Genomic DNA, 23,210 nt, shown 5'->3' with positions numbered 1-23,210 from the left:
TCAGGAGGGCATCGCCGGGAGAAACGGCCGCGGCTGGCGCAGCCACTGCTCGAATGCCGCGGCCGCCAGCGGCCGGCTGATCAGGTCGCCCTGAACGCTGTCGCAGCGCCACAGGCGCAGCAGGTCGAGGTTGCGCTGGTATTCGAGGCCCTCGGCCACCACCCTGAGGCCGAGGCTGTGGCACATGTCGATGGTCGAACGGACGATCACCGCGTCGTCGCCGTGCTCGCTCAGTTCGCGGATGAACGACTGGTCGATCTTCAGTTCCTGCACCGGCATACGCTTGAGCTGGGCCAGCGAGGAATAGCCGGTGCCGAAGTCGTCCACCGCCAGACGGATGCCGCAGGCCCGCAGGCGGTGCAGCACCTCCAGGGCGCGCTGCGGGTTAGCCATCATGGCGCTCTCGGTGATCTCGAACAGCAGCTGCTCGGCGGCCACCGCATGCCGTTGCAGCAGCGCGGCGACCCGCTCGGCCAGCTCCAGGCTGCCCAGATCCTCGGCGGAGATGTTCAGCGAAACCTGCAGGGCCAGGCCACGCCCGTTCCACTCGTGCAGCTGGCGCAGCACCTCCTCGATCACCCAGGCGGTGAGGATCTGGATGCTGCCGGTGCGCTCGGCCAGGGGGATGAACTCGCCCGGCGCGACCATGCCGAACTGCGGGTGATTCCAGCGCAGCAGGGCTTCGGCCGCGCTCACCCGTCCCTCGCCCAGGTCCAGCTTGGGCTGGTAGTGCAGCAGCAGCTCGCCCCGTTCCGCGGCATGCTGCAGGTCCCGGACCAGGCCGACCTGGCGCTGGTGGGCGGCATCGCGGCCCTGCTGGTAGACCTGCAGGCGCTCCGGCTGCTGCGCGGCGTCCTGCATGGCGATGGCCGCGCGGCGCAGCAGATCGTCCGGAGTCAGGCCGTCGGCCGGGTAGGAGGCGATGCCGATGCTGCAATCCAGGCCGATCAGCTGCTTGCCGATGTGCATCGGCTTGAGCAGCAGCTGCTGCAGGCGGTCCGCCGCGGCGACGGCGCTGTCGTTGTCGCAGTGTTCCAGCAACAGCAGCATCTCATCGGAGACCAGCCGCGCCAGGCTGTCGCCGGGCCGCAAGGTCGCCTGCAGGCGTCGCGCCAGTTGCTGCAGTACCAGGTCGATACCCGCCGCGCCGACATTGTCGAGCAGGCTGCGCCAGTTGGCGATGCCCAGATAGAGCAAGGCGGTTGGCCGCCCGGCGGTAATCGCGCTGCCCAGCCGCTCCAGGGCCAGGGCCCGGTTGGGCAGGCCGGTCAGGGGGTCGTGCAGGGCATTGTGCACCAGTTGCCGCTCGCGCTCGGCAATGCCCTCCTGCATGGCCTGGAAGGCCTGTGCCAGGCGGCCCAGCTCGTCGCTGCGGCGGGGTGTGAGCGGCGTCTGGTAATCGCCCTGGCCGATGCGCTCGGTCACCCGCACCAGCTCGCGCAGCGGCTGCACCAGGCTGCGCGCCAGCAGCCGCGCAACGAGCAAGGCGGCGCACAGGGCCAGCAGGGCAACCAGCAGCAGGTAGCGGTCCAGCGCGGCGAAGGCCGCCTCGGCCGGGTCCGGCGACTTGTGCAGCAGGGCCAGCACCCTGTAGCCCGGCCCGCTGGCCAGGATGCGCCACTCGCCGAGGTAGCGCCGGCCGCCCTGCTCCAGCCAGCGGCGGCCGCCGGCGACCTTCTGCTGCATGATTTCGCGGCGCAACGCCTCCTGCAGCGCGGCCGGCAAGGTGCTGATCCAGACGCTCGGCTGGCCCTGCTCGAGCGCCACCAGGGTCAGCTCCAGGCCGGTCAGCTCACGTATCCGGTTGACGAAGGCGGCGTCGACGGGAAACCCCATCACCACCCGGGCGCTGGCCTGTGGCGCCTTGAGCGGCGCCGCCACCAGCTGGAACAGGTCGCCGTCGACCGGCAACAACACCTGCGGCCCGCCGCGAGCCTGGCCCCGCAACTGCCCGGCCAGGCGAGCGGCCGCCGCCTCGCCCAGGCCCGCCAGCGTGCCGACCTGCAGGCGGCCATCGCCCCCCAGCAGCAGTACCTCGGCGTTGCCCCGGGCGCCGTGGCCGGCCATTACCGAGCGCATGCGCGCGCGGGCGCCACGGGCCAGCGCCGCCTGCAGGCCGGAGTCGGCCGCCAGCAGGCGCGCCGCCTCGTGCAGCTGGCGGCGGCGCGCATCGAGCAACTGGTCGAACACCCGGCCGCCGACGCCCAGCTGCTCGTGCAACTGGCTCTGCATGGCGTCCCCGGTGGCCGCCTTGACCAGGCAATACAGGGCAGCGAACGCCAGCACCAGCAGCAGGATCAAGCTGCCGGCGATGCGCGTCTGGAAACTAGGGGCGAATTTCACGCGCGGCCTGCCGGGATGCAGGGTCAGAGGCGCTCGGCGCAACACCCGGGACAACAAGGAACGGCTTGATCATGTGCACGCCCATGCCCCGACGCGGAATCGGGGCGCCAAGGAGAATGCCTGCCGTCCCTGACTGCCTTGAATCGCTATGCCTGCAGATTAGTCGAGGCGCCGGCGAAGATCACGGGCAACGGCTCGGCCCCGAAGAGCAGGCCCTGGTGTTTTCGACGGGCTCACCCCAGGCAAATCGCCGCGGCTCTACCCTGCACTTTGCCCGCGGATCAACGTAAGCTTCGCCATCGACGCCAACCCGGCCTGCGACAAACCCGGGGGCGGGCCCTGACCAGCGTGATCAAGAACTTCGTGCGCCACCTGATTCCTGTTTTTCGCGTCCGCGACGCCCAGTGAGGACTTTGAAATGAGCAACCGCCAAGCCGAAATCGCCGCCGCCCTCGCCGTGGTGCCGCCCTTCGCCGACGAAGCGGCGCTGGTCGCGCAGATCGACAAGCGCAAGGCCTTCATCAAGCAGTGCCTGCAGAACGCCGGCCTCAAGGTGCTGGTGCTGGGCATCAGCGGCGGCGTCGACTCGACCACCGCCGGGCGCCTGGCGCAATTGACGGTGGAAGAACTGCGCGCCGAGACGGGCGATGCGGCCTATCGCTTCATCGCCGTGCGCCTGCCCCATGACACCCAGCACGACGAGGAAGACGCCCAGGCCTCGCTGCGCTTCATCCGCGCCGACGAGGAAGACACGGTGAACATCGCCGACAGCGTGCGCGGCCTCGGCGAGCAGGTCACTCACCTGCAACAGCTGAGCGATGCCCGCCGCGATTTCGTGGTCGGCAACGTCAAGGCGCGCATCCGCATGGTCGCCCAGTTCGCCATCGCCAACGCCAACAACGGCCTGGTGATCGGCACCGACCATGCCGCCGAGGCGGTGATGGGTTTCTTCACCAAGTTCGGCGACGGCGCCTGCGACCTCGCCCCGCTGTCCGGCCTGGTCAAGGGCCAGGTGCGGGCCATCGCCCAGTACCTCGGCGCCCCGCAAAGCCTGGTGTTCAAGGTGCCCACCGCCGACCTGGAAGAACTGCGCCCAGGCAAGCCGGACGAGGAAGCCCACGGCGTCAGCTACGCCGAGATCGACGCCTTCCTGCATGGCCTGCCGGTCAGCGAGCACGCCTACGCCACCATCGTGCGCACCTACGACAACACCCGGCACAAGCGCGAGCTGCCGCTGGTACCCTGACGCGCCGTGCCGCCCTGAGGGTGGAAACTGCTCGGCAGTTTCCACCGATGGGCCAAGGCAGGAGCCTGATTCATGAGACGTTGAACCGCTTCTGAGCACCTATTTCGCCGGCTGGAATGCCGGCGGCAGGCTACTCTTTTTGTAGTAATGGATCCGCCGATCAGTCCGTGCAGGTCTAAGCCACGTCAGGAAAGGAACCCCACATGTCGCGCAACGCCATCCCTGGAAGACAACTCACGCATACCCTCCTCGATACGCTGATCCGCGCCGGCCTGATCGCAGCGCTGGTGGTTGCCTGTTACCAGGTATTCAGCCCCTTCCTCAGCCTGATGATCTGGGCCCTGATCCTGGCCGTCACCCTCTACCCGCTGCATAACATGCTCAAGGCGCGCACCGGCCACAGCGACAGCCGCGCCGCCACCCTGCTGGTGGTGCTGGCCATTGCCGTCCTGCTGATCCCCATCTACCTGCTGGGCACCTCCCTGACCGAATCGGTGCAGACGGTGATTGCCACGGTCAAGGAAGGCGGCGTGCATATCCCACCGCCTCCGGACGCGGTCGCCCAATGGCCGCTGATCGGCAAGCCGCTGCATGGCTTCTGGGCGCAGGTCGCGTCCGACCTGACCGGAGTCCTGCAGCGCCTGGCGCCGCAACTCAAGGACATCACCCTGAGCCTGCTCGGCAAGGCCGCCGGGATAGGCATCGGCATGCTGGTGTTCATCGCCGCGCTGATGATCGCCGGCATCATCATGGCCTTCGGTGAAACCGGCCACAGCAGTGCCCGGCGCATCGCCACACGGGTGATCGCGGCCGAGCGTGGCGATCAGCTGGTCGATCTGTGCACCGCCACCATCCGCGCCGTGGCCCAGGGCGTGATCGGCATCGCCTTCATCCAGATGCTGCTGATCGGCGCCGGCTTCGTCTTCATGGGCGTCCCCGGCGCCGGCCTGCTGGCCCTGGCCGTCCTGCTGCTGGGCATCATGCAGCTGCCGGCCACGCTGATCACCCTGCCGGTGATCGCCTTCGTGTTCTTCAGCGAAGGCGCCTCGCTGGCCACCATCGTCTTCGCCATCTACGTCTTCGTCGCCGGCCTGGCCGACAACGTGCTCAAGCCGCTGCTGCTCGGCCGCGGCGTGGATGTGCCGATGCCGGTGGTGCTGATCGGCGCCCTGGGCGGCATGGTCACCGGCGGCATCATCGGCCTGTTCATCGGCCCGGTGCTGCTGGCAGTGGGTTACAAGCTGTTCTGGGAATGGGTCGACACCCCGTCCGCTGGCAGCGTGACCGGCCCGCAGGATGGCGAATAAGCCAGGGCGCGCCTGGGCTCTACTGGCCGCAGCCACCCTGGGTGGCTGCGTGCGCCTGGGCCCGGACTTCCAGTCGCCCCGCCAAGACTGGATCGACCACTGGGACAGCAGTGCCCTGGCCGCGGCCAGCCAGCAGCGACCGCAGCCGGACAACCGGCAATGGTGGGCGCAGTTCGACGACCCACTGCTCGAACGCCTGATCGGCGTAGCCGATGTGCACAACCCCAACCTGCGCATCGCCGCCCTGCGCATCCTCGAGGCCCGCGCCCAGCTCGGCATCGCCCGCAGCGGGCGCTACCCGCAACTGCAGCAGGGCAGCGCCGATGCGTTCTACCTCGACCGCAACCAGTACGATGGCGCCCCCGAGCTGGACAGCAGCGCCTGGCAGTATGGCGCCGGCTTCGACATCGGCTGGGAGCTGGACTTCTGGGGCCGCTACAGCCGCGCCATCGAGTCGGCCGACGCCGGCTACTTCGCCGCCCAGGCCAACTACGAGGATGTCCTGGTGCTGCTGCGCGCCCAGGTGGCGCAGACCTACTTCGCCCTGCGCACCGCCGAGGCGCGCCTAGGCATCGCGCGCAACAACGCCAGGCTGCAGAAGCGCAGCCTGGCCATCACCGAACGCCTGTTCAACAGCGGCAACAGCGACGAACTCGACCTGCAGCAGGCCAAGACCCAGTACCTGGGCACCCTGAGCACCGTGCCGGAGCTGGAGACCCAGGTCGCGCAGACCCGCAATGCCCTGGCGGTACTGATCGGCCAGCCGCCAGGCAGCCTGCCCGAACTGGCCGCCGAGACCGGCCTGGTGCCGCTGGTCGACCGGGCCCTGCTCGACGACGTGCCGGCCAACCTGCTGCTGCGCCGCCCCGATGTACGCGCCGCCGAGCTGCAGGTGGCCGCCCAGTCCGCCCTGATCGGCGTGGCCGAAAGCGACCTGTACCCCTCGATCAGCCTGCTCGGCAGCATCGGCTGGTCGGCCAGCAGCCTGGATGGCAGCCCCGACACCCTCAGCCTCGGCGCCGGCCCCAGCCTGACCTGGAACCTGTTCGACCACGGCCGCCTGCGCAACAACGTGCGCGTGCAGGACGCCCGCCTGCAGCAGCTGATCGAGGCCTACCACGACCGCGTGCGCCAGGCCGCGCGCGAGGCCGACGATGCCGCCACCGGCCTGAGCAAGGCCCTGGAGCGCGAACGCATCCTGCGCGAGGCCGCGTTCTCGGCCGAGCGCTCACTGACCCTGGCCAACGCCCAGTACCGCGAGGGCTATTCGGATTTCCAGCGGGTGCTGGACGCCCAGCGCGCCCTGTTCGCCCAGCAGGACGGCTACCTGGTGGCGCGCAGCGCCGCCCTGAGCAGCCTGATCGACCTCTACCGCGCCCTCGGCGGCGGCTGGTACAGCAGCCAGCCGCTGCTCGACAGTGCCACCCGCGAGCAGATGCGCCAACGTACCGACTGGGGCGAGCTGCTCGACGAGCAGCCCGCCCACCCAGGCAAACCCGCCATGACCGACAATCCCGCGCACACCCCGGCCCCGGCCGCCCAGGCAGACACGCCATGACCGACAGCCCCGCGAACACCCCGGCAGCCGCCGGCAAACCCGCCCCCCAGAGCCGGGACCCGAGCCGCCGTGGCGTGCAGATCACCCTGGCCCTGATCGGCCTGACCCTGCTCTGGTACCTGCTGGCCGACCGCTATACGCCTTACACCCAGCAGGCGCGGGTGCAGGCCTACGTGGTGGCGGTGGCGCCGGAAGTGGCTGGGCGCATCAGCCGGGTGCTGGTCGGCAACAACCAGATGGTCGAAGCCGGCCAGGTGCTGTTCGAGATCAACCCCGAGCCCTACGCGATTGCCGTGGGCAAGGCCCGTGCCGAGCTGGAGAACATGCGCGGCCAGGTCGGCGCCAGCACCGCCGCCATCGACTCGGCCCTGGCCTCGCAGCGTGCCGCCGAGGCCGGCGAGCTGGAGGCCCGCCAGGATCGCGACCGCCTCGAACGCCTGTACCGCGAGGACCCCGGAACCATCTCCCTGCGCCGCCTGGAAATCTCCCGGGCCAATCTGGTCCAGGCCAGCAGCCAGGTGGCCGCGGCCCGCGCCGAGGTGCAGCGCGCCCGTGAAACCGAAGGCGGCAGCGGCGAGGACAACGCCCGCCTGCGCAGCGCTGCCGCCGCCCTGGAACAGGCCGAGCTGGACCTGACCAAGACCCAGGTGCGCGCCGCCTCCACCGGGCTGATCACCGACCTGCGCAGCGAGGTGGGCCAGTACGCCGCGGCCGGCAACCCGCAGATGACCCTGATCGGCCTCAACGACCTGTGGATCAGCGCCGAGATGAGCGAAAACAACCTCGGCCACCTGCAGCCCGGCACGCCGGTGGCCATCGTCCTCGACGCCCGCCCCGGGCATGTCTACCGCGGCAAGATCCGCAGCATCGGCTACGGCGTCAGCGTCGGCCAGAGCAGCGCCCCGGGCAGCCTGCCGACGGTGGAGAACAATCGCGACTGGCTGCGCGCGGCGCAGCGCTTCCCGGTAGTCGTCGAGTTCGAGGCCGGCGAGCTGGGCGACTACCGCGGCCTGCGCGTCGGCGGCCAGGCCGAAGTGATGGCCTTCCCCAGCGAGGGCAACCCGCTGAACCCGCTCGGCCGCGCCTTTCTGCGCGTGATGAGCTGGCTGTCGTTCGCCTACTGATGAACCCGTCCGTGGCCGATCCCCGCCCGCAACGCGCCCTGCGCCTGGCCTGCGGCACGGCTCTGGGTACGGCACTGGGTTTCGGCCTGGCCCTGCCACTGCCCTTTCTCACGCCCGTGCTGCTGCTGTTCCTGCTGGCCATGAGCAACCAGCCGCTGGGCCTCAAGGGCAGCCTGGCCCTGGCGCTGGTGGTGGCCCTGACCTGCGGCTGCGGCCTGCTGCTGTTGCCGCTGCTGCGCCATTCCCCACTCAGCGGCGTACTGCTGGTGGCGCTCGGCCTGTTCCTGTGTTTCCGCTTCGCCCTGCGCGGCGGCAGCGGCCTGGTCGCCAACCTGATGGTGGTGGGCCTGACCCTGATCACCGCCGCCGGCACCGCCTCGATGGCGCTGGGTCAGGAAGTGCTGATCGCCCTGGTCAAGGCGGCGCTGCTGACCGGCCTGTGCGTCAGCCTGGTTCACGGACTGTTCCCCGAACCCAGCAGCCTGCCGCCCGCACCCGCGCCCACACCGGCGAGCGACCCACTCAGCAGCTGGATCGCCCTGCGCGCCACCCTAGTGGTGGTGCCCACCTGGCTGCTGGCATTGGTCGACCCGGCCAGCTACCTGGCCCTGATCATGAAAGCGGTCAGCCTCGGCCAGCAGGCCTGCGTGACCAACGCCCGCGTGGCCGGCCGCGAACTGCTCGGCTCCACCCTGCTCGGCGGCCTGCTGGCCATCGCCCTATGGTCGCTGCTGAGCATCCTGCCGCACCTGTGGCTGTTCTTCCTGCTGGTCCTGCTGTTTGTCCTGCTGCTGGCGCGGCGCCTCTACCAACTGACCAGAACCCGCTACAGCGCCAGCTTCTGGCTCAACACGGCAATCACCCTGCTGATCCTGCTCGGCCAGTCGGTGCAGGACAGCGCCAACGGCAAGGATGTCTACACCGCCTTCGCCATCCGCATGGGCCTGTTCATCCTGGTCACCCTGTACGCCTACCTGGCAGTGCTGCTGATCGACCAGCGCAGCCCCCTGCTTCGAGAGGAAAAACCATGTTGATGAACCTGTTGCTCGGCATCCCCATGACGGTGCTGTGTCTGGTGCTGCAAGCTGTGGTGGTGGGCCTCAGCCTGCACCACTACCTGGATTACCGGCAGCACCAGGAGCGCCACGGCCGCATCAATACCATCCTGGTGCTGAGCGGGGTCATGCTGCTGATGCTGCTGGGCAACCTGATGCAGATGGGCCTCTGGGCGCTGCTGTTCGTGGTTCTCGGTGAATTCGACAGCTTCGCCCGGGCCCTGTACTTCTCCGGGGTAACCTTCGCCACCCTCGGTTACGGCGACGTGGTGCTGTCGCCCAAATGGCAGCTGCTGAGCGCCCTGGAGGCGGCCAATGGCATCCTCATGTTCGGCGTTTCCACCGCCGTCTTCACCACCGCCCTCGGCGACGTGATGAAACACTACCGGCAGCGGCTCCAATAGCGCGGTGGGCGGTAGCGGCCCGCTCAGTTGGCGTTGAACTGCACGGTGATCGACACCAGCACCCGCTGCTCGGGGTCGTCGCCCAGGTGGTAGTCCGGCGCCGGGCCGTAGCCCAGCCAGAGCTGCTGGCCGTTCTTGATCCGCACATCGGAACGCTCGTCGCCATCGCCCTCCAGCCCGGCGAGGAAGGCGCTCACCTGCGCGCGCGGCATCCCCAGGCGCAGCCGGTCATCGACCACGAAGCCCTGCATGTCGGCCCTGGGCTCGACTTGCTGTAACCAGCCGAGAAACAGGTCGGAAGTAAACTGCTCCTGCTTCCAGCAGCGCACCTCGCGCAGCGTATCGCCCTCGAACACCAGCAGCAGCGAGTTGCCATAGAGCAGCCCGCGCGCGCCCTGCCGCAGCGGCAGCTCGGCCGTGGGCGGCCCCAGCCGCTCGACGAAAGCGGCCTTGGCGGCGCTGGGAGCCAGACCGAACGCCGCCTTGCCGACCTGCACCTGCAGCTCGGCACGCACCAGACCAGAGCCGCCCAATAGCAGCAGGACCGCCACCAGCTTCAGTATTTTCATCGCCATCTTCCTTGACGCCTCTTTCAGGCAGGCACAAAAAAGCCGGGCATGGCCCGGCCTTTCATTGTGTAACCGATCAGGTCTTCGGCAGGGTCACGCCGGTCTGGCCCTGGTACTTGCCGCCGCGGTCGGCGTAGGACACTTCGCAGGCCTCGTCGGACTGCAGGAACAGCATCTGCGCCACGCCCTCGTTGGCGTAGATCTTCGCCGGCAGGGTGGTGGTGTTGGAGAACTCCAGGGTCACGTGGCCTTCCCATTCGGGTTCCAGCGGGGTGACGTTGACGATGATGCCGCAGCGCGCGTAGGTGCTCTTGCCCAGGCAGATGGTCAACACGTCGCGCGGGATGCGGAAGTACTCGACGGTGCGGGCCAGGGCGAAGGAGTTCGGCGGAATGATGCACACCGGGCCTTTGACGTCGACGAAACTCTTCTCATCGAAGTTCTTCGGGTCGACGGTGGCCGAGTGGATGTTGGTGAATACCTTGAATTCGTCGGCGCAGCGTACGTCGTAGCCGTAGCTGGAGACCCCGTAGGAAATCAGGCGCTCGGCGCCTTCGGTGCGCACCTGGCGCTCGACGAAGGGCTCGATCATCCCGTGTTCCTGGGCCATGCGGCGAATCCACTTGTCCGATTTGATGCTCATGGCGGGCGTCCTGACTCAAGGTGTGGAGAAAAACTGAGCGCGCATCTTACCGGGAGGCAAGGCGCGCTTCAAAGGCTCCCGTCGGAAGCCTTCAATGCACGATTTAGCAAATGCCGCCAATCGTCAGTCGTCGCTGATCTCGATATTCGGCATGGCGCTGGCGCCCAGGCCGCTCTGGGCGATGCGCGCACCGACGCAACGGGCCATTTCCTGGTAGATCATGGCGATCTGGCTTTCCGGATCGGCGATGGTGGTCGGCTTGCCGCCGTCCGACTGCATGCGGATGGCCATCGACAGCGGCAGCGAGGCCAGCAGGTCGACGCCGTACTGGCTGGCCAGTTTCTCGCCGCCACCTTCGCCGAACAGATGCTCGGCATGCCCGCAGTTGGAGCAGATGTGCACGGCCATGTTCTCCACCACGCCGAGCACCGGGATGTTGACCTTGCGGAACATCTCCACGCCCTTCTTGGCATCCAGCAGGGCCAGGTCCTGCGGGGTGGTGACGATCACCGCGCCGGCCACCGGCACCTTCTGCGCCAGGGTCAGCTGGATGTCGCCGGTGCCCGGCGGCATGTCGACCACCAGGTAGTCGAGGTTGTCCCAGGCGGTCTGGGTGATCAGCTGCAGCAGCGCGCCGGAGACCATCGGCCCGCGCCACACCACCGGGGTGTTCTCGTCGGTGAGGAAGGCCATCGACATGACCTGCACACCATGCGCCTCTAGCGGCACGAAGAACTTCTCGTCGCGCACCTTCGGCCGGGTGCCTTCGGCGATGCCGAACATGATGCCCTGGCTGGGGCCATAGATATCCGCATCGAGGATACCGACCCGCGCGCCTTCGCGGGCCAGGGCCAGGGCCAGGTTGGCCGCGGTGGTCGACTTGCCCACCCCGCCCTTGCCCGAAGCCACGGCGATGATGTTCTTCACGTTGGCCAAGGCCGGCACCTGGGCCTGGGCCTTGTGCGCCTCAATCACGCAGTCGACCTCGACCTTGGCGCTGTCGATGCCTTCGACCCCTTCCAGGGCCATCTGCAGCATCTGCGCCCAGCCGTTCTTGAACAGCCCGGCGGCGTAGCCCAGCTCCAGGCGCACGCGGACCTTGCCGCCGTCGATCTCGACTTCGCGCAGGCAGCCGGCGGACACGGGATCCTGGTTGAGATTGGGGTCGGTGAACTGGCGCAGGGTCGCTTCGACCACTTGGCGGGTAACGGCGCTCATGGGGCAACTCCGAAAGGCTGAGCAAAACAGGTGGGCATATTACCGCAGGCGCTTGATCCGTAGGGTGGATGACGCCCTTTTCATCCACCAGGGCCGTCGCTCGGTGGATCGGTACAGCGCGATCCACCCTACATCAGCCATCCGCCCCGCCACGGGTGAAAAAAAACCGCCGCGCCTATATAGTTGCCGGCTTCCCTCGTAACACCAGTGCAGCCGATCATCATGTCCGAAGCCCGCAAGATTCTCGTCACCAGCGCCCTGCCCTACGCCAACGGCTCGATTCACCTCGGCCACATGCTCGAATACATCCAGACCGACATGTGGGTGCGCTTCCAGAAGCTGCGCGGCAACCAGTGCATCTACGTCTGCGCCGACGACGCCCACGGCTCGGCGATCATGCTGCGCGCCGAGAAGGAAGGCATCACCCCGGAGCAGCTGATCGCCAACGTGCAGGCCGAGCACAGCGCCGACTTCGCCGATTTCCTGGTCGACTTCGACAACTTCCACTCGACCCACGCCGAGGAAAACCGCGAGCTGGCCACCGGCATCTACCTCAAGCTGCGGGATGCCGGGCACATCGCCACCCGCTCGGTGACCCAGTATTTCGACCCCGAGAAGGGCATGTTCCTCGCCGACCGCTTCATCAAGGGCACCTGCCCCAAGTGCGCGACCGAGGACCAGTACGGCGACAACTGCGAGAAATGCGGCGCCACCTACGAACCGACCGAGCTGAAGAACCCGCGCTCGGCCATTTCCGGCGCCGTGCCGGTGCTGCGCGATTCCAAGCACTTCTTCTTCAAGCTGCCCGACTTCGAGGCCATGCTGAAGACCTGGACCCGCAGCGGCACCCTGCAGGATGCCGTGGCCAACAAGATTGCCGAATGGCTGGATGGCGGCCTGCAGGAGTGGGACATCAGCCGTGATGCGCCCTACTTCGGCTTCGAGATCCCCGACGAGCCGGGCAAGTACTTCTACGTCTGGCTGGACGCGCCGATCGGCTACATGGCCAGCTTCAAGAACCTGTGTTCGCGGCGCCCGGAGCTGGACTTCGACGCCTTCTGGAACAAGGACTCGAGCGCCGAGCTGTACCACTTCATCGGCAAGGACATCGTCAACTTCCACGCCCTGTTCTGGCCGGCCATGCTCGAAGGCGCCGGCTACCGCAAGCCCACCGGGGTCAACGTGCACGGCTACCTGACCGTCAACGGGCAGAAGATGTCCAAGTCGCGCGGCACCTTCATCAAGGCGCGCACCTACCTGGATCACCTCAATCCGGAATACCTGCGTTACTACTACGCCAGCAAGCTGGGCCGCGGCGTCGACGACCTCGACCTGAACCTCGAAGACTTTGTGCAAAAGGTCAACTCGGATCTGGTCGGCAAGGTGGTCAACATCGCCAGCCGCTGCGCCGGTTTCATCCACAAGGGCAACGCCGGGGTGCTGGTCGAGGCCAACCCCGAGCCGGAACTGTGGGCCGCCTTCCAGGCTGCCGCGCCGAGTATCGCCGACGCCTATGAAGCCCGCGACTTCTCCCGCGCCATGCGCGAGATCATGGCCCTGGCCGACCGCGCCAACGCCTGGATCGCCGACAAGGCGCCGTGGGCGCTGAACAAGGTCGAAGGCAAGCAGGCCGAAGTCCAGGAAATCTGCGCCCTGGGCGTCAACCTGTTCCGCCAGTTGGTGATCCTGCTCAAACCTGTGCTGCCGAAGCTGGCCGCCGATGCCGAGGCCTTCCTCAATGTCGCCCCGCTGAGCTGGGGCGACCTGAGCACGCCGCTGGCCAACCACCAGTTGAACCCGTTCAACCCGCTGCTGACCCGCATCGAACCGGCGAAGATCGACGCCATGACCGCCGCCTCCAAGGAAGACCTGGCCGCCACCGACGCACCGGCCGCTCCCGCCGGCAACGGCGAGCTGGTCAAAGACCCGCTGGCCGCCGAAATCGCCTTCGACGCCTTCACCGCCGTCGACCTGCGCATTGCCCTGATCGAGAAGTGCGAGTTCGTCGAAGGCGCCGACAAGCTGCTGCGCCTGACCCTGGATATCGGCGACCAGAAGCGCAACGTGTTCAGCGGCATCAAGAGCGCCTACCCGGACCCGAGCAAGCTGGAAGGCCGCCTGACCCTGTACGTGGCCAACCTGGCCGCGCGCAAGATGAAGTTCGGCATCAGCGAAGGCATGGTCCTGGCCGCCGGCCCCGGCGGCGAGGAAATCTACCTGCTCAGCCCGGACAGCGGCGCCAAGCCGGGGCAACGGGTCAAGTAGAGGAGAGCCCGCGCCGCCACTGGCAACAGTGGCGAGCGCAAGGCCAACCCTACATCCAGGTCAGGAACAGCTGCCGACGGTGGTTTTCTCGACCATGGCGCGTCCGGTCGCCGACACGGTGACGACGCGCTCTTCCCTGCCAACCGGGCTCGCTCGGCAGGCCGTCAGGGTCGCCTGAGTCGACCCCATGCCACTGGGCCGAAACGATAGCGAATTGGTGCTGGACGACACCTGATAGCCGGAGGGCAGTGCCTGCTGACGACGCAGGACCGTGCTGCCACTCAAGACGATCCAGCCCTGCTCCCAGCCACCCGACGTCACACAACTGGTGCCATTCGCGGATTTGCACAGGGTAACCGCAGCATTGCGCTTCATGGCCTCGCTCTTGGCCAGCTGCACACTGGCCGACAGGCTATTGGCAACGGTGCGCAAGCGGCTGCTGACCACGAAGTTATCGAAGGCGGGCACGGCGACGGCCAGCAGAATCGCCGCCACGACCAGCGCCACCATCAGCTCGACCAGCGTGAAACCCCGCATTGCCACGCTTCCTGCCTGCATGACCCGCCTCCTCATTGCGCCTGCTCGACGTTCCAGAACACCCGCGAGGTAGGCTGGGTAACCGACAACTGCTCTACCGGTGGGCTGCCCTCAAGCGGAGAGTCCGGGTTAGCGCCGATGACGAAAGGCACGGTCGTACCATCGTCCAGCGTCACCATACCGGCTACCGGAGAGGGCGGCAGACCATCACCCGCCAGATCCGCGAAACGCGGTTCGCCTTCACGCGGCGAAGCATCCGCGTAATTGATGTTGTAGACGCGGGTATCGCCGAGGCTGGCGCACGTACCCGCCTCAGGCACGGAAGGTTGGTGGGTACTGAAGGTAGTGATACCAAACACGGTGATTGCCGACGTCACCACCTGCTCGGTCGAACTAAGCCCCAGGTACCAGCCCTTCTTGCCAGCCAGATCGGCGGATGAGGGTGTGGCCGACGAGGTGATCGGTTGCAACGAGTTCAGGCACAGGGAATCACCGCAACTACCATTATTGGTGCTGAGCCAGGTGCTGTCGTTGGGACGATCCTTGAGCATGAAGAAGTAGTTGGTGACGGAAGAGGCGCTGGTGTAGCTGTTCAGCGGCTTCTCGCGATCGCCCGAACCGAGCAGCAGCGCATAGCCTTCGCCATCGGCCACGATGTCCGGGGCGAACATGAACTTGCGGTTGGCCGTGCAACTTGACGAACCGCACCCCAGCGAGGCGACCTTGGTCATGGTCCAGGCACTTGGGGCATCGCTACCCATGTTGATGCGGTAGACGTTGCCGCCCAGATCCGCGGTATAGCCATAGATACCCTGGCCGGCGGCATTCGGCACCAGGGTCACCTCGGCCACCACGCTACGCTCGGTGGTAAAGGTCTTTCTCAGCGCACCGGACTCGGCATCGAGCACATAGACCTTGTTGCCCTTGCTGTCGCTGTCACAGCTGTTCGGATCGGCATCCTCGCAAGTGTCATAGCCACCGCCCATGATCAGCAGCGGACCGGTGTGGCCAGCCGCGCTGAATACCTTGGGGGTGGACCAGGTCTGGCCGATACCACTAAAGCCGGAGGAGCAATCGGAATCATCGACCGAACCGGAGGTCGGGAAGTTGCTCGAGCAGCCCTGCTTCCAGAGCAGGGAAGGCGAATCGGCATCCGTGACATCGAAGGCGTAGACAGCCCGACCGCCGCGCCGCATGGTGGCGAAGATCCAGGCATCGTCCGCATCCTTGTAGGCCGTTACCGGGCCGTCCATCCCGTAGGGCTTGGGCATGGTCTCGACAGGCGGCTCGACGACAGGGCGATTCGGGTAGCTGATGCCGATCGTGTTGTCGTACAGGCGCTTGACGTTGCCATAGAACTCCGGCGGGATAAAAGACCAGAGCTCGGCACCTGCGGCAAAACTACTAAAGGTTCCGGAGCGATTGCCGTTCACCGCCCGCAGGGCTCCATCGTTGCCGCCATAGAACACCACCACATCCGGTGAACTGGCGGAACCGTAGTTGATGGCAACCGGCCTGGAATGGACCACATCGCCGTGAACCGAGGGACGCATCTCGGTCAGATTCGCGTCGCCATCCTCATCCTTCAGATCCTGGCCACGCAGCCAGTTGATCATGGCGTTGCGCTCTGCATCGTCAGCCGCCCCCGGCAGGACGATATTCGAGTTGCTGGTATTGAAATTCGCCAAGCTGGTGCAGCTCGAACAGGTGTAGACGTTGCGCGCCGCATCGCTGCGCAGCACATAGGCCTGTGCGCCCTTCTCGACGATATTGCCGTCCGGGGAGTTGGAGCTTTCCAGGCCGGCCGCAGCCAGGCAGGCATCGGCGTTCTGCGCACGGAAGGCCCAGTAATTGTCTGCCTCGGTCGGTGTCCAGAAGCTACGGGCACATTCGGCGATGAAACCCGTTGAGGCGTTGATGGCGCTGTCGCTATCGGCATCGAGCAGTTTGAGGTCGCCATTGACCAGACCCAGCTTGTATTGCTTCAGGTTGCCATACCAGCTGGGCAAGGCATTCTGATCCGGGCGGAACATGCCGACGAACACCTGGTTCAGGTAGGTCCCCTGAGTGTTGACGCTGACCGGCAGACTCACCGAGGCGAACACGCTGTTGACCGACTGGATTTCCGAAAAGATCGAGTTCAGGGCCTCGGCGATATCCGAACCATCGCTGGAAACCGAGAAGTACTTGCCGCTGCTGACTCGTGCCACGCTCTGCATCAGCGCAGTCATGGCCTTGTCCTGGGTCTGGTCGCCGCGGTCGATCTCCACCGTATAAGTGGTGATCTGTTCCGGGCTCTTCTTCATGAAACGAGCCCACTCATCGGCGGGGTTATCCTGCATGCCGCTGGGTGAAATGGGGATGGCAGTGGTAGCGCCGCCTTGCGCCGCCAGAGCATTGGTGGCCTGAGTACGGTCGCTGTTGTTGTCCTGGGCCGGGCCATTGCTGATGTAGATAACGAAGTTCTTCGCACAACCCGAAGCGATCGGGCTGTTGTACTTGGTCGCAGCCTTGCTGGCCAGGGCATTGCCCGTCAGGGCATAGACTGCAGCAGATTGCGCGGTACCGGCCAGGTTGCCGGTATAGTCGGTCTTGGCCTTGTTGTTGCCGGCGTAAGGAGCCTTGGCCGCGAAATACAGGTAAGACTCCTCCATCGCCAAGGCCAGCTTGGTGCCGTTGCCCTTGTCCTCCGCATTCAGGCTGGAAACCAGGTTGGCGTAGGCTGTCTTGTTCGCCGCATTGAGCGGGCGAATGGCCGCACGCACATAGGCGCCGGAGTCCCCCGAGTTGCTCAAGCCACCCTTGTTGCCGGTCTCCGAATACATCATCACACCAACGCGGAAGCGATCCACCGGGATCGATCCGATCACCGAGGCCAGGGCCGCCATCTCGCTCTCGTAGACAGGACCGCCGGTCACATCGGAGGTCGCAGTCCAGTTGGCACCATTATCCAGCACGATCAGGATGTTCGGCGCCTCATTGGCGCTGGGAGGGTTGCCCACGAACAGGTCAATGTCCTCGGCATGGACAACACTGGCGGATGCCAGCGCAGCCGCCAGCAGGCCTCTCATCAGGACGCTTCTCATGGCACTAACCCTCATGAACAAATCTTGTTCTTGCGATCATCGGAGAGCAGCACCCGCACTCCCGATCGAACTTTGACGGAGGCGCCAGTATCTGCATCCTGCACGGTCGCCACGATTTCCCAAACGGTGTTCCAGGTCGAGTTGGACATGCCCACCAGAGTCAAGCTGCTTGGGGGCGCACTGCTGGACAGCTTCGCCTGCACGCATAGCGGCTCATCCACAGCCACCACGTAATCCGTGGTGTCATCGCGGTTGATATCCACATTGATTTCATCGGCCGCCGGGTCAGTCTTGGCCAGGTCGGCCGCACCGATGATCTGTTCGATGGCGATATCGGCCGCCGCCAGCGCCTCACCGCGCCATTGCTGATTCCCCACCGCCTCGACATTCGTCGAACTCAGGTTGAAAGCGGAAACCGCCATCACCGTCATCAACAGCAACATGATCAGGGCGATGATCAGGGCAACACCTTGTTGTCGGGCTTTCATGGGGTTTCCCTCCGGCCGGAAACGTTGATCAAGCGCACCGTGGTGGAATACACATGGCGCTGGAAGGCATCCGAGTACGGACCAAAAGTCTCCCCGGCAAGACTGTAGGTCTTGGTGGAGTTGTAGCCCTGGGTCGGTTCGAGGCTGCGCACCAGTAGGTGCACCTTGACTGCTACGGTATTGGCCAAGTCATCCAGAGCACAGGGCGTGGACGAGGTGCAGGTCGCATCGGGTGCGCCATCGCCACGGTTGCGCGGCGACGTCCGGTTCTTGTCGTTGGCCCAGAGCACCGCAGCAGTCGGCGCGATGGCCTCGCCACTGTCGCTCAAGGCATCCACGGCGAACTCGAAGCGCATGGCTTCGACTCCCTCGATCATCGGCGAGGCGGCCAGCTGAGTCACCGAACCAGCGGACAGGTCCAACGTCGACAGCATCAGGGTGGGAATGCCATCACCGGGAGTTACGGCATAGTCACGAATGTAATAGATGTTGTTGACGAACTTGCGCAGGGGCGCAGGGGTCACACAATCGCGCTTATTCAGGGTAAGCCCGCTGGTGGCCAGCAGATAGGCTGACTCGCCCTCGCAACCGGAGGTCTGCCAATACAACTTGCCGGATACTTCCGCCTCGCAACCGGCATCCCCGGCTGCACAAGTCTGTACGTGGCGTACGACCAGGACGTCGCTGTCCTCTACCTTGTCGGGTAGTACAGCCGAACAGTCACTGGGCACATCCGTATAGAGATCAACCGGTAAACCAATACGGTTGGTAATACCCGCGGCATCCCAGCCAGAAAAGGCGACGCAGGGCGATGGAATCTCGTCGGGGTAATCCGTCGGTTCGACCTTGGCGGTCATGTCGTCGAACATCGGGATGAAGCCGTCCCAGAAACCGGCGTGGATCAGGTCGTCGCGCAACAGAGCGATGGCCAGGCGACCGCTCTCCATCTGCATATTGGTCTTGGCCAATTCGTTGTTGTTGCGACTCATGTCCAGATAGAGCGTCAGGGTAGCCGCAACCAGCACCAGGCTGATGGTCATGGCCACCATCAACTCGATCAGACCGAATCCTCGACTTGCTTGCAGGGGCATCTTCATAGCGGTGCGACTCGGACGATGGTGGTGACGACACGCCGACACAGATCATTCGCGCAAGCACTGCCGGCCTGGTCGTATGCATTCTTGGCGCAGGCGATGCCAGCCGGCGGAGCCACCAATGGGGCAACCCCCTGCCAGGCGACGGTGATCAGGTATTGATTGCTGCCTATGGACTCGACACAGCCACGACCACCGACCATGGCCCCCACCCGACTGGAGCCATTCAGTTCGCCAACCCCCTGCAAGGCTTCGCACCATTCAGACTCATCTACCTCCTGCTGGGTGGAGGTGCCTGTCGGGCAGTCCGAGCCTGCACCCAGCGGGCTGGATGAGCCCGTGACATAGCTGCTGGCGGCATTGCGGTTGGCAGCCAAGCGACTGGCCATGTCATCCAGCAGGATCAGCGCCTGCGAGCGCTGGTAGGATTCCATCTCGGACTCCTGCAACTTGGCCTGCAGCGCCATGACACCCAGCAGGCCAACCGCGAGGATAACCATGGTGATCAGCACCTCGATGAGGCCAATCCCGCACTCATTCGGTCTAGAGTCGCGCATGACCATCACCACTTAGCCGCAGGGGTCTTCTCGCCCTGATTGTTCAGGGTGAGATCACCGTCGCTAGCCTGAGAGCCCTTGGCGGTGAAAGTAATGGTGAACGTAGGCACCGTGCCTGTGCCGACAGTAATGTCATAGTCGTAACGGCTGCCGATATCGTCAGGCAATGCATAGCCGCTGTTTTGCAGCTCCGTCTTGCTGGCATAGGCACGATTGGCGAGGAGCATCTGTCTTTGCCGGTTGGCAATTTCCATCATCTGCGCCTGAGCGGCGGTGCGATTACCGCGGATGACGTATTGCTGATAACTCGGCAAAGCAATGGCAGCGAGGATAGCGACAATGGCGACCGTCACCATGAGTTCAATCAGGGTAAAGCCGCGCAACTGCTGTGATTCCAATGTAGGTCACTCCTGCGAACTTCGAATGCGCAAGCGCATTGGCTGGAGACCTTCCGTGGCGGTGCTTTTTTTGTACAGCTCGTCATTCCGTTGAGTTCGAGCTTAGTTATATCAACCGGGGCTGCACATTAGCACGCGGACAAATGGTGTCCTAATTGGAGGAACGGACATTTTTCACCCCTGAGCGGTAGTTCACGCCGCGCATTGCAGGCGCAGAGGCTCTTCCCGATAATAAGCGCCCTCCTCCTCCGGCCTTTCCGCCCGCAACGGTAACCCGATGACCGAACTCGCCTTGATCATGGTCAGCGCCATCCTGGTCAACAACTTCGTACTGGTGCAGTTTCTCGGACTGTGTCCGTTCATGGGCGTATCGAAGAAGATCGAGACCGCCATCGGCCTGTCGCTGGCCACTACCTTCGTCCTGACCCTGGCCGCCATGTGCAGCTACCTGATGCAGGAGTACGTGCTGGAGCCGCTGGGCCTGGAGTTTCTGCGCACCATCAGCTTCATCCTGGTGATTGCCGTGGTGGTGCAGTTCACCGAGATGGTGGTGAACAAGACCAGCCCCCTGCTCTACCGGGTGCTGGGCATCTTCCTGCCGCTGATCACCACCAACTGCATCGTCCTCGGCGTGGCCCTGCTCAACGCCAACAAGGCCGAGTTCACCTTTATTACCGCCACCGCCAATGGCTTTGCCGCCGGCCTGGGTTTCTCCCTGGTGCTGGTGCTGTTCGCCGCCCTGCGTGAGCGCATCGCCATCGCCGACGTGCCGCAGTCCTTCCAGGGCGCCGCCATCGGCCTGATCACCGCCGGGCTGATGTCGCTGGCGTTCATGGGCTTTGCCGGGCTGATCAAGCTATGAGCCTGGTGCTGATCGCCGTCCTCGCCCTGCTCGGCCTGTGCCTGGTGTTCGGCGCCATCCTCGGTTTCGCCGCCGTGCGTTTCAAGGTCGAGGGCGACCCGATCGCCGAGCAGATCAACGCCCTGCTGCCGCAGACCCAGTGCGGCCAGTGCGGCTACCCGGGTTGCAAGCCCTACGCCGAGGCGATTGCCGGTGGCGACAAGATCAACAAGTGCCCGCCAGGCGGCGAGGCGACGATCCAGGCCCTGGCCGATCTGCTGGATGTCGAGGCCGAGCCACTGGACGCCGTCGAAGGCGAGAAACCGCAAATGGTCGCCTATATCCGCGAGGCCGAGTGCATCGGCTGCACCAAGTGCATCCAGGCCTGTCCAGTGGATGCCATAGTCGGCGCAGCCAAGCAGATGCACACGGTAATCGTCAGCGAATGCACCGGCTGCGACCTGTGCGTCGAGCCCTGCCCGGTCGACTGCATCGACATGATTCCGCTCGGCAGCACCGTGCAGACCTGGAAATGGCAGCTGCCGCTGGCCCCCGGCCAGTTGATCGCCAGCGACCGGGAGCACGCCGCATGAGCACCTTGATCGACCACGCCCAGCAGATCTGGGACATCCCCGGCGGCATCCACCCGGCGGAGCACAAGAGCCTCTCCAACCGCACGCCGATCCAGCCGGCGCCGCTGCCCAGGCGCCTGATCCTGCCGCTGGGCCAGCATATCGGCGCCGCCGCCGAACCCTGCGTGGCGGTGGGCGAGCATGTGCGCAAGGGCCAGAAGATCGCCGAGGCCAACGGCTTCGTCAGCGCCGCCCTGCATGCGCCGACTTCCGGCACCGTCGGCTTCATCGGGCCGCAGCCCTACCCGCATGTGTCCGGCATGCCGGCGGCGGCCATCGTCATCGACAGCGACGGCCTGGAGCAGTGGACCGACCTGCAGCCCTGCCCGGACTACCGGCACCTGGAGCCCGCCGCACTGCTGGAGAAGATCCGCCAGGCCGGCATCAACGGCCTGGGCGGCGCCGGCTTCCCCACCGCGGTCAAGCTCACCGCGCGGCCGACACAGAAGATCCACACGCTGATCATCAACGGCACCGAGTGCGAGCCGTACATCACCGCCGACGATGTGCTGATGCGCGAACGCGCCGCCGAGCTGATCTCCGGCATCGACATCCTGGTGCAGCTGATCCAGCCGGATCAGGTGCTGATCGGCATCGAGGACAACAAGCCCGAGGCCATCGCCGCCGTGCGCGTGGCCCTGGCCGAGCGCAGCTACACCCTCAAGGTGTTCCCCACCAAGTACCCGTCCGGTGGCGAGAAGCAGTTGATCCAGATCCTCACCGGCGTGGAAGTGCCCAGCGGCGGCCTGCCGGCCGATATCGGCATGCTCTGCCAGAACGTTGGCACCTGCGTGGCCATCCATGACGCCATCGTGCTGGGCAAGCCGCTGATCTCGCGCATCACCACCCTCACAGGCGAGGCCCTCAGCCGCCCCGGTAACGTCGAGGCGCTGATCGGCACGCCGGTAGGTGAGCTGCTCGACTTCGCCGGGCTGGATAAGGCCAAGCTCAATCGCCTGGTGATGGGTGGGCCGATGATGGGCTTCACCCTGCCCGACCTCGGCGTGCCGCTGATCAAGACCAGCAACTGCCTGCTGGCTTCGACCCGCGAGGAGCTGCCCGCGCCGCCGCCGGCCATGCCGTGCATCCGCTGCGGCGAATGTGCCGAAGCCTGCCCGGCCAGCCTGCTGCCACAACAGCTGCACTTCTTCGCCCTCGGCCAGCAGCACGAACAGCTCAAGGCGCACAACCTGTTCGACTGCATCGAGTGTGGCGCCTGCGCCTATGTCTGCCCGTCGAGCATTCCGCTGGTGCAGTACTACCGCGCGGCCAAGGCCGAGATCCGCGACCTGGAACAGAAACAGCACAAGGCCGAGCACTCCAAGCAGCGCTTCGAACTGCGCCAGGAGCGCCTGCGCCGCGAGGAAGATCGCAAGGAAGCCGAGCGCCTGGCCCGTGCCGAGCGCGCCGCCAAGGCCAAGGCGGCCCAGGCCGCAGCCGCCAGCGCCGCACCGGTTGCCGCAGCGCCAGCCGCCGACGACCGGCTCAAGCGCCTGAAGATCGAAGCCAGCATGGCCCAGGTCGCCCTGAAAAAGGCCGAGAAACAGCTGGCCAGCCACGACACCCCGGAGTTGCAGGCCCAAGTCAGCAGCCTGCGCGCCGCCGCCGAGGCCGCACAGAAAGCCCTGGAAGCCGTGCAGGCCAGCGCCCCGGCAGCCACAGCCGCGCCGCCGGCTGACGAAGCCCTGAAAAAGGCCAAGATCGAAGCCGCCATGCTCAAGGCCCAGCTGCGCAAGCTGGAGAAGCTGGAAAGCCCCACCACCGAGCAGCAAGCCGAGCAGCAGCAGGCCCGCCAGCAGCTGGCCGCCGCCGAGCAGGCTCTGGAAGCCCTGCAAAGCGCAGCGC

General features: G+C 65.8%; 20 protein-coding genes. 10 read left to right on the top strand and 10 right to left on the bottom strand.

Annotation, left to right across the window (positions count from 1 at the left end; genetic code table 11):
- Entirely contained in the window at nt 1–2,343 is a 2,343-nt protein-coding gene (locus F3I62_RS15245; RefSeq protein ID WP_160490490.1) for an EAL domain-containing protein, read from the bottom strand.
- A 418-nt stretch (nt 2,344–2,761) separates the two neighbouring features.
- Here F3I62_RS15245 and nadE point away from each other — a divergent pair, with 418 nt between their 5' ends.
- From nadE to F3I62_RS15215, 6 genes are all read left to right on the top strand, one after another.
- The gene (gene nadE, locus F3I62_RS15240; RefSeq protein WP_160490489.1) at nt 2,762–3,589 is read left to right on the top strand and encodes an ammonia-dependent NAD(+) synthetase; all 828 of its coding nucleotides are present in this window, start codon (nt 2,762–2,764) and stop codon (nt 3,587–3,589) included.
- A gap of 203 nt (nt 3,590–3,792) precedes the next feature.
- Nucleotides 3,793–4,896, top strand: a complete 1,104-nt coding sequence (locus F3I62_RS15235) for an AI-2E family transporter (RefSeq protein WP_160490488.1) — start codon at nt 3,793–3,795, stop codon at nt 4,894–4,896.
- Nucleotides 4,886–6,454, top strand: a complete 1,569-nt coding sequence (locus F3I62_RS15230; protein WP_160490487.1) for a TolC family protein — start codon at nt 4,886–4,888, stop codon at nt 6,452–6,454. The genes F3I62_RS15235 and F3I62_RS15230 overlap by 11 nt, the downstream gene beginning before the upstream one ends.
- Nucleotides 6,451–7,578, top strand: coding sequence for an HlyD family secretion protein (locus tag F3I62_RS15225; RefSeq protein ID WP_160490486.1), 1,128 nt, complete (start codon nt 6,451–6,453; stop codon nt 7,576–7,578). Before F3I62_RS15230 ends, F3I62_RS15225 begins: the two co-directional genes overlap by 4 nt.
- Complete coding sequence (locus F3I62_RS15220) at nt 7,578–8,612, top strand: DUF2955 domain-containing protein (protein WP_160490485.1); 1,035 nt, start codon at nt 7,578–7,580, stop codon at nt 8,610–8,612. Before F3I62_RS15225 ends, F3I62_RS15220 begins: the two co-directional genes overlap by 1 nt.
- Nucleotides 8,606–9,037, top strand: a complete 432-nt coding sequence (locus F3I62_RS15215; protein WP_160490484.1) for a potassium channel family protein — start codon at nt 8,606–8,608, stop codon at nt 9,035–9,037. The genes F3I62_RS15220 and F3I62_RS15215 overlap by 7 nt, the downstream gene beginning before the upstream one ends.
- Nucleotides 9,038–9,060: 23 nt before the next feature.
- On the opposite strand, the gene F3I62_RS15210 is transcribed toward F3I62_RS15215, so the two are convergent.
- From F3I62_RS15210 to apbC, 3 genes are all read right to left on the bottom strand, one after another.
- Complete coding sequence (locus F3I62_RS15210; protein ID WP_256667781.1) at nt 9,061–9,606, bottom strand: hypothetical protein; 546 nt, start codon at nt 9,604–9,606, stop codon at nt 9,061–9,063.
- A gap of 76 nt (nt 9,607–9,682) precedes the next feature.
- Complete coding sequence (gene dcd / locus F3I62_RS15205) at nt 9,683–10,249, bottom strand: dCTP deaminase (RefSeq protein WP_160079766.1); 567 nt, start codon at nt 10,247–10,249, stop codon at nt 9,683–9,685.
- Between the two features lie 123 nt (nt 10,250–10,372).
- Nucleotides 10,373–11,467, bottom strand: coding sequence for an iron-sulfur cluster carrier protein ApbC (gene apbC / locus F3I62_RS15200; protein ID WP_160490483.1), 1,095 nt, complete (start codon nt 11,465–11,467; stop codon nt 10,373–10,375).
- A 222-nt stretch (nt 11,468–11,689) separates the two neighbouring features.
- On the opposite strand from apbC, the gene metG reads away from it, so the two are divergent.
- Nucleotides 11,690–13,732, top strand: a complete 2,043-nt coding sequence (gene metG / locus F3I62_RS15195) for a methionine--tRNA ligase (RefSeq protein ID WP_160490482.1) — start codon at nt 11,690–11,692, stop codon at nt 13,730–13,732.
- A 60-nt stretch (nt 13,733–13,792) separates the two neighbouring features.
- Here metG and F3I62_RS15190 read toward each other — a convergent pair whose 3' ends face one another.
- Genes F3I62_RS15190 through F3I62_RS15165 form a run of 6 tightly spaced genes read right to left on the bottom strand, consistent with a single transcriptional unit; the run spans nt 13,793 to nt 19,892 of the window.
- Nucleotides 13,793–14,290 (bottom strand): GspH/FimT family pseudopilin, encoded by a 498-nt coding sequence (locus F3I62_RS15190; protein WP_160490481.1) that lies wholly within the window; start codon nt 14,288–14,290, stop codon nt 13,793–13,795.
- Between the two features lie 11 nt (nt 14,291–14,301).
- Nucleotides 14,302–17,340 (bottom strand): pilus assembly protein, encoded by a 3,039-nt coding sequence (locus F3I62_RS15185; protein WP_256667780.1) that lies wholly within the window; start codon nt 17,338–17,340, stop codon nt 14,302–14,304.
- A 26-nt stretch (nt 17,341–17,366) separates the two neighbouring features.
- Nucleotides 17,367–17,843 carry a PilX N-terminal domain-containing pilus assembly protein gene (locus F3I62_RS15180; protein ID WP_160490479.1) on the bottom strand — a complete coding sequence of 159 codons (477 nt, stop codon included), beginning with the start codon at nt 17,841–17,843 and terminating at the stop codon, nt 17,367–17,369.
- On the bottom strand, nt 17,840–18,940 hold the full coding sequence (locus F3I62_RS15175; protein ID WP_256667779.1) for a PilW family protein: 1,101 nt from the start codon (nt 18,938–18,940) through the stop codon (nt 17,840–17,842). The genes F3I62_RS15180 and F3I62_RS15175 overlap by 4 nt, the downstream gene beginning before the upstream one ends.
- Entirely contained in the window at nt 18,937–19,500 is a 564-nt protein-coding gene (pilV, locus tag F3I62_RS15170; RefSeq protein ID WP_178122517.1) for a type IV pilus modification protein PilV, read from the bottom strand. The genes F3I62_RS15175 and pilV overlap by 4 nt, the downstream gene beginning before the upstream one ends.
- Entirely contained in the window at nt 19,500–19,892 is a 393-nt protein-coding gene (locus F3I62_RS15165; protein ID WP_160490478.1) for a type IV pilin protein, read from the bottom strand. The genes pilV and F3I62_RS15165 overlap by 1 nt, the downstream gene beginning before the upstream one ends.
- Nucleotides 19,893–20,169: 277 nt before the next feature.
- On the opposite strand from F3I62_RS15165, the gene rsxA reads away from it, so the two are divergent.
- The 3 genes from rsxA to rsxC form a co-directional block, all read left to right on the top strand.
- A complete protein-coding gene (gene rsxA / locus F3I62_RS15160; RefSeq protein WP_160490477.1) occupies nt 20,170–20,754 on the top strand; it encodes an electron transport complex subunit RsxA in 585 nt (194 codons plus the stop codon).
- Nucleotides 20,751–21,326: an electron transport complex subunit RsxB gene (gene rsxB, locus F3I62_RS15155; RefSeq protein WP_160490476.1), complete on the top strand. Its 576-nt coding sequence runs from the start codon at nt 20,751–20,753 to the stop codon at nt 21,324–21,326. Before rsxA ends, rsxB begins: the two co-directional genes overlap by 4 nt.
- A partial coding sequence (gene rsxC / locus F3I62_RS15150; RefSeq protein WP_160490475.1) for an electron transport complex subunit RsxC occupies nt 21,323–23,210 on the top strand: 1,888 nt, incomplete at its 3' end. The genes rsxB and rsxC, both read left to right, overlap by 4 nt.

The organism is Pseudomonas sp. R-28-1W-6 (genome assembly GCF_009799925.1).
Classification (GTDB): domain Bacteria; phylum Pseudomonadota; class Gammaproteobacteria; order Pseudomonadales; family Pseudomonadaceae; genus Aquipseudomonas.
Note: the sequence above shows the minus strand (reverse complement) of the source record. Positions and strands in the feature narration are given on the sequence as shown.

Coding starts and splice junctions, on each gene's coding strand:
- apbC (WP_160490483.1), bottom strand. CDS start 11,467: ATGAGCGCCGTTACCCGCCAAGTGGTCGAAGCGACCCTGCGCCAGTTC.
- F3I62_RS15235 (WP_160490488.1), top strand. CDS start 3,793: ATGTCGCGCAACGCCATCCCTGGAAGACAACTCACGCATACCCTCCTC.
- nadE (WP_160490489.1), top strand. CDS start 2,762: ATGAGCAACCGCCAAGCCGAAATCGCCGCCGCCCTCGCCGTGGTGCCG.
- dcd (WP_160079766.1), bottom strand. CDS start 10,249: ATGAGCATCAAATCGGACAAGTGGATTCGCCGCATGGCCCAGGAACAC.
- F3I62_RS15215 (WP_160490484.1), top strand. CDS start 8,606: ATGTTGATGAACCTGTTGCTCGGCATCCCCATGACGGTGCTGTGTCTG.
- rsxB (WP_160490476.1), top strand. CDS start 20,751: ATGAGCCTGGTGCTGATCGCCGTCCTCGCCCTGCTCGGCCTGTGCCTG.
- F3I62_RS15230 (WP_160490487.1), top strand. CDS start 4,886: ATGGCGAATAAGCCAGGGCGCGCCTGGGCTCTACTGGCCGCAGCCACC.
- pilV (WP_178122517.1), bottom strand. CDS start 19,500: ATGGTCATGCGCGACTCTAGACCGAATGAGTGCGGGATTGGCCTCATC.
- rsxA (WP_160490477.1), top strand. CDS start 20,170: ATGACCGAACTCGCCTTGATCATGGTCAGCGCCATCCTGGTCAACAAC.
- F3I62_RS15210 (WP_256667781.1), bottom strand. CDS start 9,606: ATGAAAATACTGAAGCTGGTGGCGGTCCTGCTGCTATTGGGCGGCTCT.
- F3I62_RS15220 (WP_160490485.1), top strand. CDS start 7,578: ATGAACCCGTCCGTGGCCGATCCCCGCCCGCAACGCGCCCTGCGCCTG.
- metG (WP_160490482.1), top strand. CDS start 11,690: ATGTCCGAAGCCCGCAAGATTCTCGTCACCAGCGCCCTGCCCTACGCC.
- F3I62_RS15225 (WP_160490486.1), top strand. CDS start 6,451: ATGACCGACAGCCCCGCGAACACCCCGGCAGCCGCCGGCAAACCCGCC.
- F3I62_RS15190 (WP_160490481.1), bottom strand. CDS start 14,290: ATGCAGGCAGGAAGCGTGGCAATGCGGGGTTTCACGCTGGTCGAGCTG.
- F3I62_RS15180 (WP_160490479.1), bottom strand. CDS start 17,843: ATGAAAGCCCGACAACAAGGTGTTGCCCTGATCATCGCCCTGATCATG.
- F3I62_RS15175 (WP_256667779.1), bottom strand. CDS start 18,940: ATGAAGATGCCCCTGCAAGCAAGTCGAGGATTCGGTCTGATCGAGTTG.
- F3I62_RS15185 (WP_256667780.1), bottom strand. CDS start 17,340: ATGAGAGGCCTGCTGGCGGCTGCGCTGGCATCCGCCAGTGTTGTCCAT.